At 61.2% G+C, this 16050-nt stretch carries 14 protein-coding genes; 13 read left to right on the top strand and 1 reads right to left on the bottom strand.

Translation table 11 applies throughout. The annotated features are described in order from the left end of the window. Positions 1-4 precede the first annotated feature (4 nt). The 9 genes from FSY45_RS07485 to FSY45_RS07445 all read left to right on the top strand — a co-directional run bounded on the left by FSY45_RS07485 (position 5) and on the right by FSY45_RS07445 (position 7382). A complete protein-coding gene (locus tag FSY45_RS07485) occupies positions 5-466 on the top strand; it encodes a hypothetical protein (protein WP_148748000.1) in 462 nt (153 codons plus the stop codon). 139 nt (positions 467-605) lie between these two features. Beyond that, positions 606-908, top strand: coding sequence for an ImmA/IrrE family metallo-endopeptidase (locus FSY45_RS07480; protein WP_148747999.1), 303 nt, complete (start codon positions 606-608; stop codon positions 906-908). Between the two features lie 810 nt (positions 909-1718). Further along, positions 1719-1928, top strand: coding sequence for a hypothetical protein (locus tag FSY45_RS07475; protein ID WP_255443228.1), 210 nt, complete (start codon positions 1719-1721; stop codon positions 1926-1928). 3 nt (positions 1929-1931) lie between these two features. Then, on the top strand, positions 1932-4349 hold the full coding sequence (locus FSY45_RS07470) for a hypothetical protein (protein WP_148747997.1): 2418 nt from the start codon (positions 1932-1934) through the stop codon (positions 4347-4349). Between the two features lie 132 nt (positions 4350-4481). Next, the gene (locus tag FSY45_RS07465) at positions 4482-5159 is read left to right on the top strand and encodes a hypothetical protein (protein ID WP_148747996.1); all 678 of its coding nucleotides are present in this window, start codon (positions 4482-4484) and stop codon (positions 5157-5159) included. Further along, the gene (locus FSY45_RS07460) at positions 5156-5656 is read left to right on the top strand and encodes a hypothetical protein (RefSeq protein WP_148747995.1); all 501 of its coding nucleotides are present in this window, start codon (positions 5156-5158) and stop codon (positions 5654-5656) included. The genes FSY45_RS07465 and FSY45_RS07460 overlap by 4 nt, the downstream gene beginning before the upstream one ends. Further along, entirely contained in the window at positions 5653-6162 is a 510-nt protein-coding gene (locus tag FSY45_RS07455) for a hypothetical protein (protein WP_148747994.1), read from the top strand. The genes FSY45_RS07460 and FSY45_RS07455 overlap by 4 nt, the downstream gene beginning before the upstream one ends. Beyond that, the gene (locus FSY45_RS07450) at positions 6159-6377 is read left to right on the top strand and encodes a hypothetical protein (RefSeq protein WP_148747993.1); all 219 of its coding nucleotides are present in this window, start codon (positions 6159-6161) and stop codon (positions 6375-6377) included. The genes FSY45_RS07455 and FSY45_RS07450 overlap by 4 nt, the downstream gene beginning before the upstream one ends. 3 nt (positions 6378-6380) lie before the next feature. Further along, positions 6381-7382: a hypothetical protein gene (locus FSY45_RS07445; RefSeq protein ID WP_148747992.1), complete on the top strand. Its 1002-nt coding sequence runs from the start codon at positions 6381-6383 to the stop codon at positions 7380-7382. A 103-nt stretch (positions 7383-7485) separates the two neighbouring features. Here the strand turns inward: FSY45_RS07445 and FSY45_RS27790 are convergent, their stop codons facing one another. Continuing rightward, a complete protein-coding gene (locus tag FSY45_RS27790; RefSeq protein ID WP_187427542.1) occupies positions 7486-7644 on the bottom strand; it encodes a hypothetical protein in 159 nt (52 codons plus the stop codon). Between the two features lie 19 nt (positions 7645-7663). Here FSY45_RS27790 and FSY45_RS07440 point away from each other — a divergent pair, with 19 nt between their 5' ends. From FSY45_RS07440 to FSY45_RS07425, 4 genes are read left to right on the top strand one after another with little or no spacing between them, the layout of a single operon-like run. Next, on the top strand, positions 7664-10873 hold the full coding sequence (locus FSY45_RS07440) for a tape measure protein (RefSeq protein WP_148747991.1): 3210 nt from the start codon (positions 7664-7666) through the stop codon (positions 10871-10873). Further along, complete coding sequence (locus FSY45_RS07435; RefSeq protein WP_043007965.1) at positions 10870-11265, top strand: hypothetical protein; 396 nt, start codon at positions 10870-10872, stop codon at positions 11263-11265. The genes FSY45_RS07440 and FSY45_RS07435 overlap by 4 nt, the downstream gene beginning before the upstream one ends. Positions 11266-11267: 2 nt before the next feature. After that, positions 11268-14861 (top strand): hypothetical protein, encoded by a 3594-nt coding sequence (locus FSY45_RS07430; protein WP_148747990.1) that lies wholly within the window; start codon positions 11268-11270, stop codon positions 14859-14861. A 16-nt stretch (positions 14862-14877) separates the two neighbouring features. Continuing rightward, the gene (locus FSY45_RS07425; RefSeq protein ID WP_148747989.1) at positions 14878-16050 is read left to right on the top strand and encodes a hypothetical protein; all 1173 of its coding nucleotides are present in this window, start codon (positions 14878-14880) and stop codon (positions 16048-16050) included.

Here is a 16050-nt window from a genome sequence, read left to right as displayed (position 1 = left end):
CCAAATGAAGACAGAAGATCGTTACACCGCTCTGCAGGGTGGTGCATCGAAGGAGAAAGAAGGATTAATTATGAAATCGACTGAACTGGGAAAGGAACTTCGGAAGATAAGAATTGGAAGAGAAGAAGTGCTGTTTGACATGGCAAAAAAGCTGGAAATTTCGACAGCAATGCTTTCTGCCATCGAAACAGGAACTAAGGCCGCTCCTGAAGACTTCGTGCAGCGTCTCGCTGCTCGCTATCAAGAAGTTGAGGCTAACCAAGAGCATTTTTCGCATCTTGCTGAACTGACAAAGAAGCAAATAAAGCTGAAGCTCGAGGGTTCTTCTCCCGAAGTAAAGGATGCTGCGTGTACGTTTGCACGTTATTTGCCTGAGCTTACGGAAGAGGATTTAGCTGTAATTTCCAGTGTGCTGGAAAAATATAAGGAATCCCATGTTAAGAAAATCAAAGGCCGAGATATGTGAATACGTCCATCAGTTCAGTACAGCCTGTGCTCAGTTCGCATTGACTGGGCACGACGGTAAGCTGGACCTACCCAAAGTGTATGAGTATCTATCCCATATATGGGGTGGATGGCATCCCATAATTTTGGAGAAGGAGGAGATGGGGCATCGACTGGGCTTTACCGACCCAGTTAGAAAAATCATCGCCTTGCGTGTAGATGTGTATGACGGAATGTGCAACGGTGAAAAGGAGCATCAATACACTGCGGCGCATGAACTGGGTCATATGGTGATGCACGGTGAAATGGTTTTTGCTCGACTTGAAAAAAATAACCCGATGGGGATCGTCAATGTCGAAGTTGAAGCTGACGACTTTGCCGTTGAATTGCTCGGATTTAGTTCACCCGCGCAAGAGGACATGCTTCATAAACTATTAGCTAGGCTTACTGGTCGAAAAAAATGAGCCAAGCAGAAAAAGAAAAGAGCCCCAAGGCGCTACCAACACCTTGGGACTCTATGGGATGGTGAATAGAGGTCTACCAAACCAACTACGCACGCATGTCTTGGAGAAGACAGGAACGGACTGTATCAGTTCAGCGCGTGTAGGCAAGCCAAAACTTCTCAATCCTTTTGTAAAGGAAGATAGATGTACTACATGCGCACAAAATCTGTGTATGTTCGCTGCTACACCAGACGCCGCTTCGGTCGTTGGGAGACAGTGAGCCAGCACTGGCGTTCACATCCGGGGCAGATGGACCTGTTCTGACCAAGGTTGATGGCGGAAGTTACCAGCTTCCGCCACCTTGGTGCCGATTACGGGTGAGGCATCGGCGGTGCTTTCTTTGACGGGAAAGGCCAAGGGATTCTACGTCTCAAGGTCTGGCGCTGCAACCGGCAACCCCTGGCAACCCTTTCACGGTATGTCCGTGAGAAAGGTTCCCATGACTACTCCCCGCACTGGAGGCCATTGGGTGGTGTGTCGCTACATCGTAAAGAACGGGCGCACGATCTACCCAAGGAATGGCAAAGTCTTCCGCTTCTGGGTCGATGACTCAAAGAAGCGCAAGTGATCTGAACAGCCTTAAGCGGTTGTTTGCGTTGTGAACGCGCTCTACACTCGAGTTGAATTCGAGTAGATATCTACCTAGTACGAGGTGAGACGTACAGCGAGATGAGGCCAGCATTTGCGGGCCTTATTTTTTTATGTCCCTCTGGGCACAGTCACTCCATCGCAATGCCGCGCCCCTGCGGCTCATCTTCGATGGAGTGGCCAATGTCCGAATCCGAGACAAAAGAAATCAAGCTGACGGCAGCCGAGGCTGCCAAGCGCGTCCAGCGCATCGTCCTGGAGCCTGCAGAAGGCAAGGACAAGTTCAAAGAAAAGCGCCTCGCAGTTTCCGCCGATGAAGTGCTGTCCTTCAAGGACTACGGCACCCACATCGTCGTAGTGACTGTGGACGGTCAGAAGCTGACTGGCAAATAAGCCATGCTCAAGCTCATCCCTCACGGCACGGGCTTTGATCGCCTGACGGAGGCGGTCACTTCCGAATACGGCCAACTGATCGAGCTGGTGCGCCAGGCTGTACGCGACAAGCTGCGGCTGACGGTCAACAGCGACTACTACGTGGACATGCGAGGCATCTGGCCCGACCGGGCCGTGGTGCAGGTCAAGGGCCGTCTTTACAGCTACGCCTATGCCGTCAGCGCGGATAACACCGTGGCTCTGGCTGAAGGTGAAGAGGTGGTGGCGCAGTTCCAGCCCGTGTCTGATAAGACGGGAGCCATCTTTCCCGATATCTCCGAGGCAGACCGTGCGGCGGGCAGAGTCAAGCTCTCAGAGATCGTGCGCGAATCTCAGGAAGCGGCAGCCTTCCGTGAAGCCCAGGACGGTACGATCGAGGTCACGCTGATCCGTGCGGGCCGCAGCGGCAACCGCAACTATTACCCCGACCAGGCACTGCGCGAAGCGGCCCCCATGTTTGAGGGCGTGCGCGTGTTCGCCAAGTCTGATGCTGATCACAGCGCAGGCAAGGGCAAGGACGTGCGCAATCTGATCGGCGGCATCTACAGCGTGCGCTTTGTAGAAGGCAAGACGCCCGACACCGGCAGTCTGGTCGGCACCTTTAAAGCCATCGACCCCAGCGACTCGACGGTCACCAAGATGGTCGGCTCCGTCAAACGGGGCATGCAGGGTCTGCTGGGCCTGTCGATCGACGCTGATGCCCGCACTCGTCAACGCCGCAATGGCAGCGAGACCCTGCGCGAAGCCGTGACCTTCACCAAGGTGCACTCGGTGGACCTGATTGTCGAGCCAGGCGCGGGCGGCGGCCTGGACCGTCTGACCGAAGCCGCTGCCGATCCAAGTACCTCTCCCCCTGAATCTCAAGAAGGAAGCCAAACCATGCCTTTGTGGAAGCAACGCATGCTGGAGGCCATCAAGGCCAAAGACCCGGCGAAGCATGCCGCCATCAAACTGGACACGATCACCGACGACGAGGTGGTCAATCTGCATGAAGCCGTTTGCGGCCCACTGGTGCCTGAGCCTGGCGCGCAGCGTGTGACCGAGGCGCAGGGCGACGAAGCGCCGCTGACTCGCGCCGACCTGCAGGTGTTTGAGCTGCGAGGTGCGGCTCGCGAGCGCATCAATGCCGCCAAGCTACCACAGGCAGCCAAGGAGCGTCTGCTGACTCAGGTGGCCACCGCTGGCGCTGATCGCCTGACTGAAGCCGCCGTGGGTGATCTGATCAAGGCCGAAGGCGACTACATCGCCCGCATGACGGAGTCCGGTACGGTGCGTGTGCCTGCGTTCGGTAACGGCTCCATCAACGTGGAAGACCGCAGCGTGTCCATCCGCGAGATGCTGACGGCGTTTTTCGACCCCACGCACAAGGAGCACCGCAACGTGCAGTCGCTGCGCGAGTGCTACATCGAGATCACAGGCGACCGCCGTGTTACCGGCCAGATCCGCGATTGCGATCTGGGTCGCATGGCCGAGAGCCTGGGCGTTATGCGTGAGTCGGTCACCAGCAGCACCTGGAGCGATGCGCTGGGCGACAGCATCACCCGCCGCATGCAGGCGGTCTACACCGGCCTGACCAACCTCGACGCCTGGCGACGTGTGGCCACGACCGCGCCGATCAAAGACTTCCGCACCCAGGAACGCATCCGCATCGGTGGCTACGGCAACCTGCCTGCGGTCGCGCAGGGTGCTCCTTATCAGCCGCTGGGCTCGCCTGGCGATGACAAGGCCACCTTTGCGGTGAGCAAGCGCGGCGGCACGGAGGACGTGACGCTGGAAGCGATCAAGAACGACGATGTCCAGGCGCTGCGCCGCATTCCCACCGAGTTGGCGCTGGCGGCCAAGAACACGCTCTATGAGTTCGTGTTCGACTTCTTCCGCGTCAACGGCCTGATCTACGACGCCAAGGCGCTGTACCACGCCGATCACAACAACCTGTTCACGGGCGCACTGACAGCTTCCGAGTTCGCGGCGCATCGCTTGGCCATGCTCAAGCAGACCCGTGCGGGCAGCGCCAAGCGTCTGGCCACAGGCCCAGCAGCGATCCTGGTGCCGTTCGAGCTGCAGGAAACCGCCTATGACCTGTTCGTGCGCAACCAGAACCTGGACAAGACCTTTGTTCAGACCATCAACCCCGAGGTGATCCCCGTCAGTTATTGGACGGACGCCAACGATTGGTGCACGGTCGCTGACCCTGTGGTGCTGCCGGTGCTGGAGGTCGGCTTCCTGGACGGCCAGGAAGAGCCCGAGCTGTTTGTGCAGGACCAGCCCAACGGCGGCTCCATGTTCAGCAACGACAAGCTGACCTACAAGATCCGCCACATCTATGGCGGCACCGTCCTGGTCGACGGTGAAAAGGGCACGACCAAGGCTGTGGTCGCGTAACTCGCCCAGCCCGTCAGCCCCATCCAGGCCTGCCCCAAGCGGGGCGGGTTTGCAAAGCCACCAGCCTGGCCAGGAGCCTTTGCAAACCCGTGGTCGATTTTTTCATTCCCTCTTTAAACACTAGGAGCCGTCGTGGCGCTTGAGGATTTTCAGAAGCTGGTCAAGGACATGGTCTCGGACCAGGACGATGTGATCATCCCTGAAGTGCGTGACCGTGCCCTCGACCAGGCACGCATGCGCTACAGCGAAGACGTGCCGCGCCTGGAGCTGGAAGAGGTGGTGTGGCCTGCCAATGGCGTCTTTGGTCCGGTGCCTGCGGCCTGGTCGGATAGCGCGGTCATCCAGTCTGTGGAGTTTCCAGTGGGGCGGCGTCCTGCCTCTCTGGTGTTAGCGGAGGCTTACAGAACGGCTAAAGGTTGGGGCCTGGAGAGCGAACACGCGCTGCCTGGCAATGCCTTGGTCCGGGTGAGCTTTCTGCTTCCCCATGTGCTGGACGCCACCGCCGACAGCATTCCCCAGCGTCATCGCCTGGCAGTGGCGTCGTTTGCGGCCCATCTGCTTTGCCAGCAACTGGCCACGCGGTTTGCCGGCGATCGCGAGACCACGCTCGGCTCGGACATGTCTCGCACGGAGAGCCGCTCGCGCAACTATGCAGCCCGCGCCAGGGACTACCGCGCGGCCTATTTTGCAGGTATTGGCCAACTGGACCCGTCGCTGCAGGATGCGGTCGCTGGATCTGCCGTGTCGGCGGTCGTGAGCTGGCCGCGCCGTAATCCGCGTCACCGCCTGGTGAGCAGGGGCGGCCTATGAACCTCGACATCAGCCTGGGCGATCTGAGCGCCATCGAGCGCGGCCTGCGCCAGGAGCCTGACTACACCCGCCAGGTGCTGGAGGCCACCATGCACCAGGCCACGCTGCTGGTGCAGCGCGAGTGGCAGGAGAACATGCCGCGCGTCAGTGGCATCACGGCCCGCAGCATCACCAGCGATGTGGCCAGCACGCCCGCTGGGGTGCTAGGCATTGTGGGCAGCAGCCAGCCCACGGCTTTGTTTATTGAGCTGGGCACCCAACCCCACATGCCGCCGATCAAGGCCATCGAACCCTGGGTCAAGGCCGTGCTGGGCATTCGTGAGCCCAAGGAAGTCAAACGGGTGGCCTTCCTGGTTGCCAGAAAGATTGCGCGCGAAGGGACCGCCCCGCAGCGCCCCATGGAGCGGGCCTCCCTGGCCACGCGCGGCCAGGTCATCGCGATGTTTGAAGGCGCTGCGGCCCAGATCCTCAATTTCATCACAGGAGGCAAGGCATGACTGCCGCCACTTTGTCTGCTGCCCGCAGGGCGCTCTTGGCCGTCCTGGCTGGGGTGCCTGCCGTGGGCATGGTTCATTCACGGGAGCGCTTTGCCACCAGTGATGCGGAGTTTCGCAAGCTCTATCTGTACAGCCCGGTGCAGGCCGACGATGCCTTCGGCATGGACCCCCATATCCGTGGCTGGTATGTGCGCCGCACTGCGACCACCGAGGTCAACGCAAACGGTCGCATTCTCAACGAGCACCGCTGGCTGATCCGTGGCTACATGGCTTTTAAAGATGCCGTGGAGAGTGAGCTGATCTTTGACGACCTGGTCGAGCGCATCCGCTCTGCCGTGCGCGTTGACACCACGCTCGGTTTGCCCGGCATGTTGGGCGGCTCCACCCAGGAGGAGCGCGGCGTGCAGGTGGCCAGCGCTGGCCCCGTCATGTTTGCCGGGGTGCTGTGCCACAGCGCCATGCTGGAGATGAGCACCCGCAGCTGGGTGGAATGGAGGAAGCCATGAAACCCAGCTCCCGCCGCAAGGCTGCACCGGCCCAGCCCGCCATGGTCTCTGTGACCTTGAAGGCGGAGCACGAGCACCTGGGCTCCGTGCTCCAGCCCGGCGCGGGGATCTCAGTGCACCCCGATACCGCGCAATGGCTGGAGGCCATGGGCGTGGCCGCGCCCGCTCCATCGCCATCTCAACCCGCATCTCAACCTGTCAACACAAAGGACTGACCTATGTCTGATGACGTCATCAAACGCATTTTTGCCCCTGCCGCATTGGTCGGCCAGATCTATGCCCGCGAGTACGGGAGCACCAGTGCGCCGCTGCCCATTGGCAACGTGCTGGCTGCCGAGCTGTCGCACAAGGAGGATGTGAAGAAGCAACCCAATATGACCACGCTGGGCGGCGGCACGCACTCCGAGATCCGCCGCGTGACGGAGGTGGAGCTGGCGATGACGCTGGCCGACATCAACCCGATCAATCTGGCGCGCGCCACGCAGGGCACGGTCAGCGGGGTGGAGCAGGGCCAGATCAGCAATGAGACCCTGAAAGTGACGCGAGGCGGCTTGCTGCGCACCAAGCACTTGCAGCCCAGCAATGTCGTCTTGACCAAAGGCACGACACAAGGCACGGCCACCGTGACCGATGAAGAGCATCTGGACGTCAAGAAGGGCGACCTGGTAGCGCTGGCCCATGCGGGGGCCACGGACGTGACGGTGCGCATCGGTGACAGCGTGGCCACGGCCACCGCGCTCAACATGGCGGGCAACTATACGGTCACAGCAGCAGGAATCCAGATCGATCCCGCTGCTCCCGATGTCACGGATGGCAAGGGCATTTGGGTGAACTACAAGTACCCAACGACTGGCGATGTGGTTCCTGCGGCAGGCAACTATGAAGTGCGCCCGGCTGGCATCTTCGTGTTCCAGGACGCGACAGGGCTGGCCGAGGGTGAAGAGGTCAAGGTTGCGTACTCTCACGTGGGCTATGCCGTGATCGAGGCGCTGACCACCAAGCCCAAGGAACTGGAGATCATCCTGGAGGGGCTGAACGAAGCCGATGACGGCAAGCTGGCCATCGTGGAAATTTGGCGCGCGAGCCAGGGCGTGGCATCATCCATCGCGCTGCTGCAGGAAAGCGGGTTCATCAATCTGAAGGTGACCGGCTCGGTCCTGATGGACTCCACCAAGGTGGGCAACGGCATCAGCAAGTACTACCGCGTGCGCAAGACCTGACGCCGCACCAGACCCTTTAAAAGACTAAGGCCAGCACTCGCTGGCCTTTTTTGTTGGCGCTCAAAAACCGACAGTGATGCCTGAAAGCCGCTTTCAAGCAGCGTCACCGTCTGGGGCCAAGAAATATCTGCAGCCCGGTCCACAGGACATAGGCACCGAGCAGGCCATAGGCCACTGCCGCAAGTGCCATGCCTGCACGCACAGACACTCCTGCACCCACCAGGAAGGCGATGCATGCAATGAAGGCGATGAGACGAGTCATCCGCCCATTGTAGGAATCCATGACAGATAAGCAAATCAGCCTGCAGATTGACACCGGGGTCACGGGGCGTGAGTCCATCGTGGGCCTGGCTGACGATCTGGAGAATGTTGCCAAGGTCCTGGAGGGGGAGGTTGCGGTTGAGGCGCGCACGGCGGCAACCAGGCTGCGCGAATTGGCCCAGCAGGACGCCGCAATCACCACTTTCACCAAGCTGGATGCCGAGGCCAGGTCATCGGCTGCCAGCTTGCGCCAGGCCGAGACGGAAGCCAAGAACTACGGTCGCCAGATCTCGGCGCTTGGCCCGCCGACAGAAAAAGAAGCAGCAGCGCTGCGGCAGCTGAATACGGCAGCGGATAGTGCCCGCTCCACGTTTGACCAGCAGAAGCAGGCCCTGTCCCAGGCCCAGGGTGAGCTGCAGCGCTTTGGCGTCGCTGGCCGCAATGCCCAGCAGGTGCAGCAGCGCTTGCGTCAGGAGGTGGAGCAAGTCCGTGAATCAGTGCTCACGTTGGTGCCCGCTCACCAAGGTGCGGCGGCAGGCGCACAGAATGCCGCCGCCAGCATGGTGCGCAGCCACCGCCAGATCGGTGATGGCGTGGAGTCCATCAGCAAGCAGCTGGACCGGCTGCAGAAGTTCTATATAGGACTGCAGTCGCTGCAGGGCCTTAAAAATATGGCCTTCGACCTGGCCGCCACAGCTGACCAGGCCAACAACCTTCAGGCCCGCATGAAGTTGGTTACGGGTGAGGGCGAGAACTTCACGCGATCGTGGGAGGGCGTGAGTGAGGTGGCGCTGCGCACCCACAGCGCGCTTGAAGACACCGGGGTGCTGTTTTCTCGCATCGCCCAGGCCGGGCGTGATGCCGGTCTGAGTGCCGAGAAGGCCAGCTTGCAGAGCCTGAGCCTCACGGAAACCATCAACCAGGCCGTGCAGATTGGTGGCTCCAGCGCAGAGGCCTCATCTGCCGCCATCACCCAGTTGATCCAAGGTCTGCAAAGCGGAGTGCTGCGAGGTGAGGAATTCAACAGCGTCATGGAGCAGGCTCCGCGCCTGGCACGCGCTTTGGCCGATGGTTTGGGCGTGACCACGGGCGAGCTGCGCAAGATGGCCGAGTCCGGCTTGCTGACCACGCAGACGGTGATTGCTGCCCTGCAGGGCCAAAGTGCAGCCGTTGCCGCAGAGTTTCAGCGCTTGCCTCCCACCGTGGGTCGGGCCATGCAGGATCTGTCCACGCAATGGACCCTGTATGTGCAAAAGGTGGACCAGGCCAATGGTGCCAGCGCAGCAGCGGCCAAAGCCATTCAACTGCTGGCCAGTAACCTGCAGAGCATTGCGGGCCTGCTGATGGATTTAGGCCAGGCTGCGGCGGCATTCATTGCATTGCGCCTGGCGCAGCACTTTCTGGGCATTGGCCAAGCGACACAAGTGGCCGCTACTGGCATTGCCGCAGCTAATGCCCAGCTCGTGGCCACACAGGCGGCAGCCGCAGGAGCTGCAGCCAGCACCAGCCGTTTTGCGGCGGTCATGGGTGGGCTCAAGACTTTCACTCTGGTTGGCATTGTTTCCAACATCAAAGATATCGGCACCTGGATAGGTGAGAGCGCGGCCAAACTGGCTGGATACAAGGACCGCACCGAAGAGCTGGAAAAGGCGGATAAGGCCGCTGCCGCAGCGGCGCGTGAATTGGCAGCAGCGCGCGCCGCCCAAGCCCAGAAAACCCAGGACGCGGCAGACAAGCTATTTGATTTGTCAAAGGCTGCTCGCAATGCCGTGGCTGAGTTTGAGCAGCTCACAAAGTCTGGCAAGGCCAGCGCTGATGCCTTAAAGAGCGTCACCGAAGGTTTTGATTTAACCAAGATTCAAGGCATCAAGGATTTTGCAGCCACCCTGGACAAGCTGGGCGAGACCGCAAAGATTACGGCCAGCGAAACTGAGGCGGCTTGGGCCAAGGCCTTGTCGGGCAAGGACTTAGCGGTATTTGAAGCCAATGCCAGAGCGGCATTTCTGGGCAGCAGCCGTGAAGCGCAGCGCCTGGCGCAATTAACCGATGCGGTTCTGACCGAAGCGATTAAACGCGCTGGCCTGGAATATGACGTGCTTCGGGGAAATATTGCCGCCGCATCTCGTAGTGCGATTAATGACACTCAGGCGCTTATTGACCAGCTCGGCAAACTCAAGGAAGAGGGTGTAGACACCGGTCGAGTGCTGAATGCGAGTTTCAGCAAGGCCATTGAAAGCGCGGACAGCGAAGCCGCATTAAAGGCTATCCGGGAGCAAATCGAATCGGTGCGCAGCGCATTGGGCCAACCGCTGGCCGATGGTCTGCTTGACCAGGCCAAAAAGAAAGCCGATGTGCTCAAGGATGCGTTGGACGCGGCCACGCCTGGCATCAATAGCGTGCGCGAGGCATTCAAGCAGCTGGGCATTACCTCGGATGAAACGCTCAAGAAGACGGCAGCCGATGCAAAAGCCGCCTATGACGTGCTGCGCGACAGCGGCACGGCCAGCGCTCGTGAAATGGGCGAGGCTTTCAAAAAGTCTGCTGATGCTGCGATTGCCGCCAACAAGGGCATCGCGCCAGCCTGGGTCCAGGCCGAGGCAGCCATGCGTGGATACGAGGTTGCGGTCGACAGCGCCGGTCGAGCCACGCTCAGGCTCAAGGGCTCGGTCGACGATTCGGCAGGCTCACACAGCCGGGCAGCCAATGCCATCGACCAGCATCGCACGGCCCTGGAGCGCCTGAACGCAGAGCGCGAGCGAGAAATTGCGGCCCAGGAAAAGGCGAATGAACTGGCTACGCGCGAGCTGCAGCTGCAGGATGCCAAGCGCAGGGCTGGAACGATTCAGAGCCTGGACGCGGTGCCTTCCTTTGAAAGCCAGGCTCAGGCAGATGCCTGGCTGCAGGAAAAGCAACGGCAGTACCAACGTGACAACCCATTCACGACCAATAGCAACGGTGCCCTGGGCAATATGGGCATGGACTTGCTCATGTCGGAATGGCGTGCCGAGGTGGATGCCATGACGCTGCGCAACACCATGAAGGGCATTGGAAACGCCGAAACCTCCAGCAAGACCCCGCTGGAAGCCATGGCCTCGCGCCAGATCTCCACCATCAATCTGCAGCTCAATGGCCAGCCCTATGGCCAGGTCAACACTGACCCGGCTGGTGCCGCCTCGCTGAACCAGTTTCTCGGAGAGCTGAGCCGCCAGAAAGGGGCCGCTTCCTCATGATCACGCTTACCTATAACGGCACCACCGCTCATATCAGCGACCGCTTGGACTGGCAGGACGAGTTCAGTTGGAGCCCGGTCGACCAAGCCACCAGTTACAGCACCACGGGCGCGCTGCTGGTCGACGTGGCTTTAAAGCAGGCCGGTCGCCCCATCACGCTGATGGGCACCGAGACCGCCGCCTGGATCACGCGGGCGCTGTGCTCAACGCTGCAGGCCTGGGCCGAGCTGCCCGGCATCCAGCTCACCCTGGTGCTGCGTGGCCAGACGCGGCAGGTCATGTTTGACCACGCCAAGGGCGGCTTTACAGGTCAGCCTGTTTTCAAGCTGCAGGACGGCGAGGAATCGCCCGAGCAGCTGTATCTCCCAACTTTCCGATTCATTGAGGTTTGACGATGGCAATTTTGCAAGGCGATATCCAGCTGCGAGCCAGCCGAGTCATGGACGATGTGCCAGAGGGCGGTGGCGGGCCGTCCACGGTCGTGATCGATTCCGGCCAAGAAAACGCCGTCATGCCGGATATCTCGCAGATGGACCGCGCCACGGGCCGCGCCAACATGCGTCAGCTATGTGTGGGCGTGGACACCGAAGACCGCGACACCTATCAGGGCAGCAATGTCATCGTGGCAAAGCCGCCTGAAGATCCCAATGTCTCCATCACCCTGTTTGCCACGGGCGGGGTCTATGACACCCGCGCCCAGGCACAGGCCCGGCTGGAGGCCTATCTCAACAAGGGCGCCGAGTGGGCGGGCTATCTCTACGAGAACCATATCAAGGGACAGCGCGTCATTCAGATATTTCAGCGCCCCGGTACCGAGCTGCCTGCCGTAGGCAAGACCTTGGTGCTGGTCGGCAATGAAGGCTTGGCCAACGAGCAAGAGCAATATGTCCGTGCCATTCGTGTGACGAGTGTGGAGCGCACCTTCACCTACGACATAGACAAGGACTACAAGGCCTTGATCGTGACCATGGAGCTGTCGGACGCCTTGCGCTATGACTTCACGGGCTCCCCGGCCAGCCGCCAATTCACGCGCTTGGGCAACAGCGCCCATCTGCGCGATACGGTGGTGGCCGATGCGGGTAGCTATGTGGGTGTGACCCCGTTGCAAAAGGCAGCAGCCCTGGGCGATTTCACCATCATCGCCAAGACGATCATGACCCAGATCGTGCCTTCAGCCCAGAGCGAGACGCCGATTCCTGCAGCGATTCCTTATGCAGCGGCGGGATTCCCGGTCTCTGCGGCCGAGGCCGTGACCTTCAACACAGACCAGGCTTGGAGCAACACCACGAGCCTGGCTCTGCCGGGCGGCTGCCTGCCTGGCTCGCTGAGCATTCAGGTGGGGGGCGTGACCTTTACCGACAAGGGCGGCATTCTGATGTCAGGCACCCAGCAGATCGGCTTGGTGGACTATGCCAACGGCGTCATTACTTCCAGCTCGGGCAGCTATGGCGGTATCAAGACCATCAGCTACCGGCCTGCCGCCTATATGCAGCGCATGCCGCAGTCCAGCGAGATCCGCATCACGGCGGAAAACCGCAGCCAGAGCTATACCGGCTTTATCACGCCGCTACCGGCGCGCGGCACGTTGAGCTTTAGCTACCGGGCGCAGGGCCGCTGGTATGTGCTGTCTGATTCTGGTGATGGCACCCTGCGCGGTACCGACTCCAGCTATGGCGCAGGCACCTATAGCGCCGAGACCGGCAGCTTTGTCGTCACCTTGGGTGCCTTGCCCGATGTGGGCAGCTCCATCGTCCAGCATTGGGGCGTGCCGACCCAGGAAACCGTGCAGCCTGCCGTTGACCTGCTGATCAGCCAGACCATTGGGCTGCAGCTGCCGGCGGGCCAGGCGCTGTATCCCGGCGCTTTTGATATCAAGTGGATGGATGGCACCGACCAGCGCACCGCTACGGCCACTGCCGCTTGGCAGCTCCAGGGAGACGCCACGGGCGAGGTGCGGGTCGGTCGCTCCGAGGTTCTGTTTTCGCCCAGGCTGCTGCCCGCCGTGGGCACGGTGCTCGATGTCACGGTCGACACGGCCCCTGCGGTCGAGGTCAATCTGGCACATCCCTCCCGCAACGGCCAGGGCCGTCTGGCGGTCTCTGCAGGCCAGGGCGCGCTGGTGCCGTTCACGGTCGAGGTGGAGTGGAACACGCTGACCGACCAGAGCGTGCTCGGCCTCTATACCCGCGATCAGCTCAAAGAAATGGGCGTGACGCTTGTCGACCCGACCCAGATTGCCCGCGATGACGGCAACGGCAAGCTGATGCTCGATGGCGTGCAGGTCGGCACGGTCACTTACAGCACCGGAGCGGTGGACTTCAATCCTGATGTCGTCATCAAGATTCCCAAGCCGGTCTACTCGTCCAGCCAAGTCAGCGGCGGCGGTTTCAATGGCGAGGTCGCCCAGTACCGACTCAACTATGAGGGCATCGAGTACCTGAATGCGCCCTCGATCTACCCCAACGACGAAAGCGGCTACGTCAAGATTCGCTTTCGCACCACGGGCAGCGCAACGCGCCGCACGCTGCAAGTCACGTTTGCGCCTGAGTTTGATCTGGTCACGGGCGTGCAGGCCCCGGTGGTTCCCGGCTCTGTGCTGCTCATGCCCTCCAGCGGTCAGCCCTGGAGCGATGACGGCAGGGGCGTGCTGCGGGTGCTGACCTCGGGCGGCTTTGTGACGCGCGGCTCCGTCAACTACGCCACGGGCCGCGTGGGCTTGACCTCGTGGACGCCGGGCAATGCCAACCAGCTGCGCCGCTCCAACAGCGTGACAACCTTGGGCGAGGCTATCTCCAGCGCCTATGTATTCCGCACAGCAGCGGCTCCCCTTCGTCCCGGCTCCCTCACGGTGCAGGTGCCCAGGGCCTCGGGCGGAACGCAGAACGTCAGTGCAGCCATTGACGGCACGATCACGGCTCCCGGCGTGGTTGGCACGGTGGACTATGAAACCGGCCTGGTGCGCCTGGGCTTCGGTGCCCTGGTCGTGGCCGCAGGCAATGAATCCGAGCCCTGGTATGACGCGGCCAACGTCCAGCCCGACGGCAAGATCTTTAAACCGCAGCCCGTGGTTGCCAGCGCCTTGCGCTACTCGGCGGTGGCCTATGCCTATCTGCCCATGAATGCCGACATCATCGGCATCGACCCGGTGCGCCTGCCCAGTGACGGTAAGGTGCCCATCTTCCGGCCTGGCTCACTGTGCGTGGTGGGCCATACCAAGACCAGCGCCCAGCTCAACGTCAGCAACAACCAGACCATCAATCTGGCCCGCGTGCGTCTGTCCCGCGTGGTGGTGAGGGATGCCAACGGCAAATCCCTGAATACAGGCTACACCGTCGACCTGGAGGCCGGGCTGGTCACCTTTACCGATGTGTCCGCGATGACCATGCCGGTGACGATTGAGGATCGGATCGAAGACATGGCCACGGCCACCGATGTGCAGATCTCGGGCGAGATCACTTTCAACCGAGCGCTGACCCATGACTATCCCAAGGACGGCACCTATGTCTCCAGCGCCCTGCAGGCGAGCGACCGCCGCGCTCGGGTGAGCTTGGCCTTTGCGCAAAAGACTTGGGTCGATAACGCTTGGTCTGACGCCCTGATGGGGCAGGAGCCGCCCGCCAAGTACGACCAAGGGGTGACGCCCATCGAGATCACCAATGCGGGCGGCAGCACCGAACGCTGGGTGCTGGAGTTCACGTCGACCAGCCAATTCCGGGTGATTGGTGAGCATGTGGGCGTGATCGCCACGGGCGACATCAATGCGGTCTGCTCGCCGCTTAACCCGGCCACCGGCAAGCCGTATTTCACGATCCAGCCGCTCGGCTGGGGCAGTGGCTGGGCCGTGGGGAACATCCTGCGCATCAACACCGTGGGCGCGATCTATCCCTTCTGGGTCGTGCGAACCATCCAGCCAGGGCCTGAGACCGGCATCGAGCACAGCTTTTCCATCCTGGCGCGCGGTGATGTGAACCGCCCGCAGACCAACTGAATTCCTGGAGAGAGATATGGCATCCCCTGTAGATACCTCAGTCAAGCATTTTTATTCAGCCATGGCGGGCTCGCCTGGGTTATCGGGCGCAGCGGGCACCCTGATCGCCGCTCTGGATGCCTGCCTGATCAGCGGCTTTGGTGCCAAGGCGGTGGATTCAGCCGTCATCAGCGGCGGCGTCTGCCGCATGAGCTTCGCCAGTGGAGCCAGTGCCGCCAAGCGAGAGGTGGTGATTCTGGTCTCGGGGGCTTCGCATGCTGCGCTCAACGGAGAGCAGAAGGTGACGGCTGTCGCCACCGGCTGGGTGGAGTTCAAGACCGACCTGCCGGACGGCTCAGTTACCGGCTCCATCAGTTTCAAGCTGGCTCCGCTGGGCTGGGAAAAGGTATACACCGGCACCAATAAGGCGGTGTATCGCCCCCTCGATCCTGCCAGCACCCGACCCTATATCCGGGTCGATGACACCAATGCGGCTTGGGCTCGGGTTCAGATGTTCGAGTCCATGACGGATGTGGACACAGGAGTGGGGGTCAGCCCCTCCCAGTCTGGGGGCTGGTATTGGCACAAATTGCCTGGAGCGACTTCGGCATCCACGTACTGGCTGCTGGTGGGAGACTCGCGCGGATTCTATTTTTTGAACAGCCCCTATGGGGGCACGCCAACGACCCAGGTGGGAGGCATCGCAATCAGCCGTTATGTCGGGGATTTGAATAGCTTCCGCAGTGGGGACGCTTGGTGTGCAGTGCTGACCGGAGCTACCAGCACGGGCTATTACGAATCAAGCGGGTGCTTGTTTACGATGTCTTCGGAGGGGTACGCCATCATGCGCGCCAGCCACGGGCTGGGTGCGGCCATCAGCACATTCCGTCAGGTTTTTGGCGCTGCAAGCAGCCCGTCGGGTGCCGATTCCACTGGCGGCAATTTCCCCAGTCGCGCCGATAACGGCCTGCGCTTGTCTGAAATCTTGCTCACCGACGGGGCTGCGGTGAACGGCCCACGGGGCGTGGTGCCAGGGGCATACCATTGCCCGCAATCGGGGGTGACGGCTGCATTTGGTGTTGATGTTGCGCTGACCCCGGGCACGGCGCAGTTTGCGGGCAAAACCTTGCTGAGCATGGCGACGGGGGCTCCCGGCAATACGACTGGCGGCATCGGCTTCTTTGATGTCACCGGCCCCTGGAGGTCTTGA

This window comes from Comamonas sp. Z1, from assembly GCF_008121555.1.
GTDB lineage: Bacteria > Pseudomonadota > Gammaproteobacteria > Burkholderiales > Burkholderiaceae_C > Comamonas > Comamonas thiooxydans.
Note: the sequence above shows the minus strand (reverse complement) of the source record. Positions and strands in the feature narration are given on the sequence as shown.

Bases quoted from the DNA above. Each gene is read 5' to 3' on its own strand.
- FSY45_RS07460 (WP_148747995.1), top strand. From the start codon at position 5,156: ATGAACCTCGACATCAGCCTGGGCGATCTGAGCGCCATCGAGCGCGGC.
- FSY45_RS07480 (WP_148747999.1), top strand. From the start codon at position 606: ATGGGGCATCGACTGGGCTTTACCGACCCAGTTAGAAAAATCATCGCC.
- FSY45_RS07450 (WP_148747993.1), top strand. From the start codon at position 6,159: ATGAAACCCAGCTCCCGCCGCAAGGCTGCACCGGCCCAGCCCGCCATG.
- FSY45_RS07485 (WP_148748000.1), top strand. From the start codon at position 5: ATGAAGACAGAAGATCGTTACACCGCTCTGCAGGGTGGTGCATCGAAG.
- FSY45_RS07455 (WP_148747994.1), top strand. From the start codon at position 5,653: ATGACTGCCGCCACTTTGTCTGCTGCCCGCAGGGCGCTCTTGGCCGTC.
- FSY45_RS07430 (WP_148747990.1), top strand. From the start codon at position 11,268: ATGGCAATTTTGCAAGGCGATATCCAGCTGCGAGCCAGCCGAGTCATG.
- FSY45_RS07440 (WP_148747991.1), top strand. From the start codon at position 7,664: ATGACAGATAAGCAAATCAGCCTGCAGATTGACACCGGGGTCACGGGG.
- FSY45_RS27790 (WP_187427542.1), bottom strand. From the start codon at position 7,644: ATGACTCGTCTCATCGCCTTCATTGCATGCATCGCCTTCCTGGTGGGT.
- FSY45_RS07445 (WP_148747992.1), top strand. From the start codon at position 6,381: ATGTCTGATGACGTCATCAAACGCATTTTTGCCCCTGCCGCATTGGTC.
- FSY45_RS07435 (WP_043007965.1), top strand. From the start codon at position 10,870: ATGATCACGCTTACCTATAACGGCACCACCGCTCATATCAGCGACCGC.
- FSY45_RS07475 (WP_255443228.1), top strand. From the start codon at position 1,719: ATGTCCGAATCCGAGACAAAAGAAATCAAGCTGACGGCAGCCGAGGCT.
- FSY45_RS07470 (WP_148747997.1), top strand. From the start codon at position 1,932: ATGCTCAAGCTCATCCCTCACGGCACGGGCTTTGATCGCCTGACGGAG.
- FSY45_RS07425 (WP_148747989.1), top strand. From the start codon at position 14,878: ATGGCATCCCCTGTAGATACCTCAGTCAAGCATTTTTATTCAGCCATG.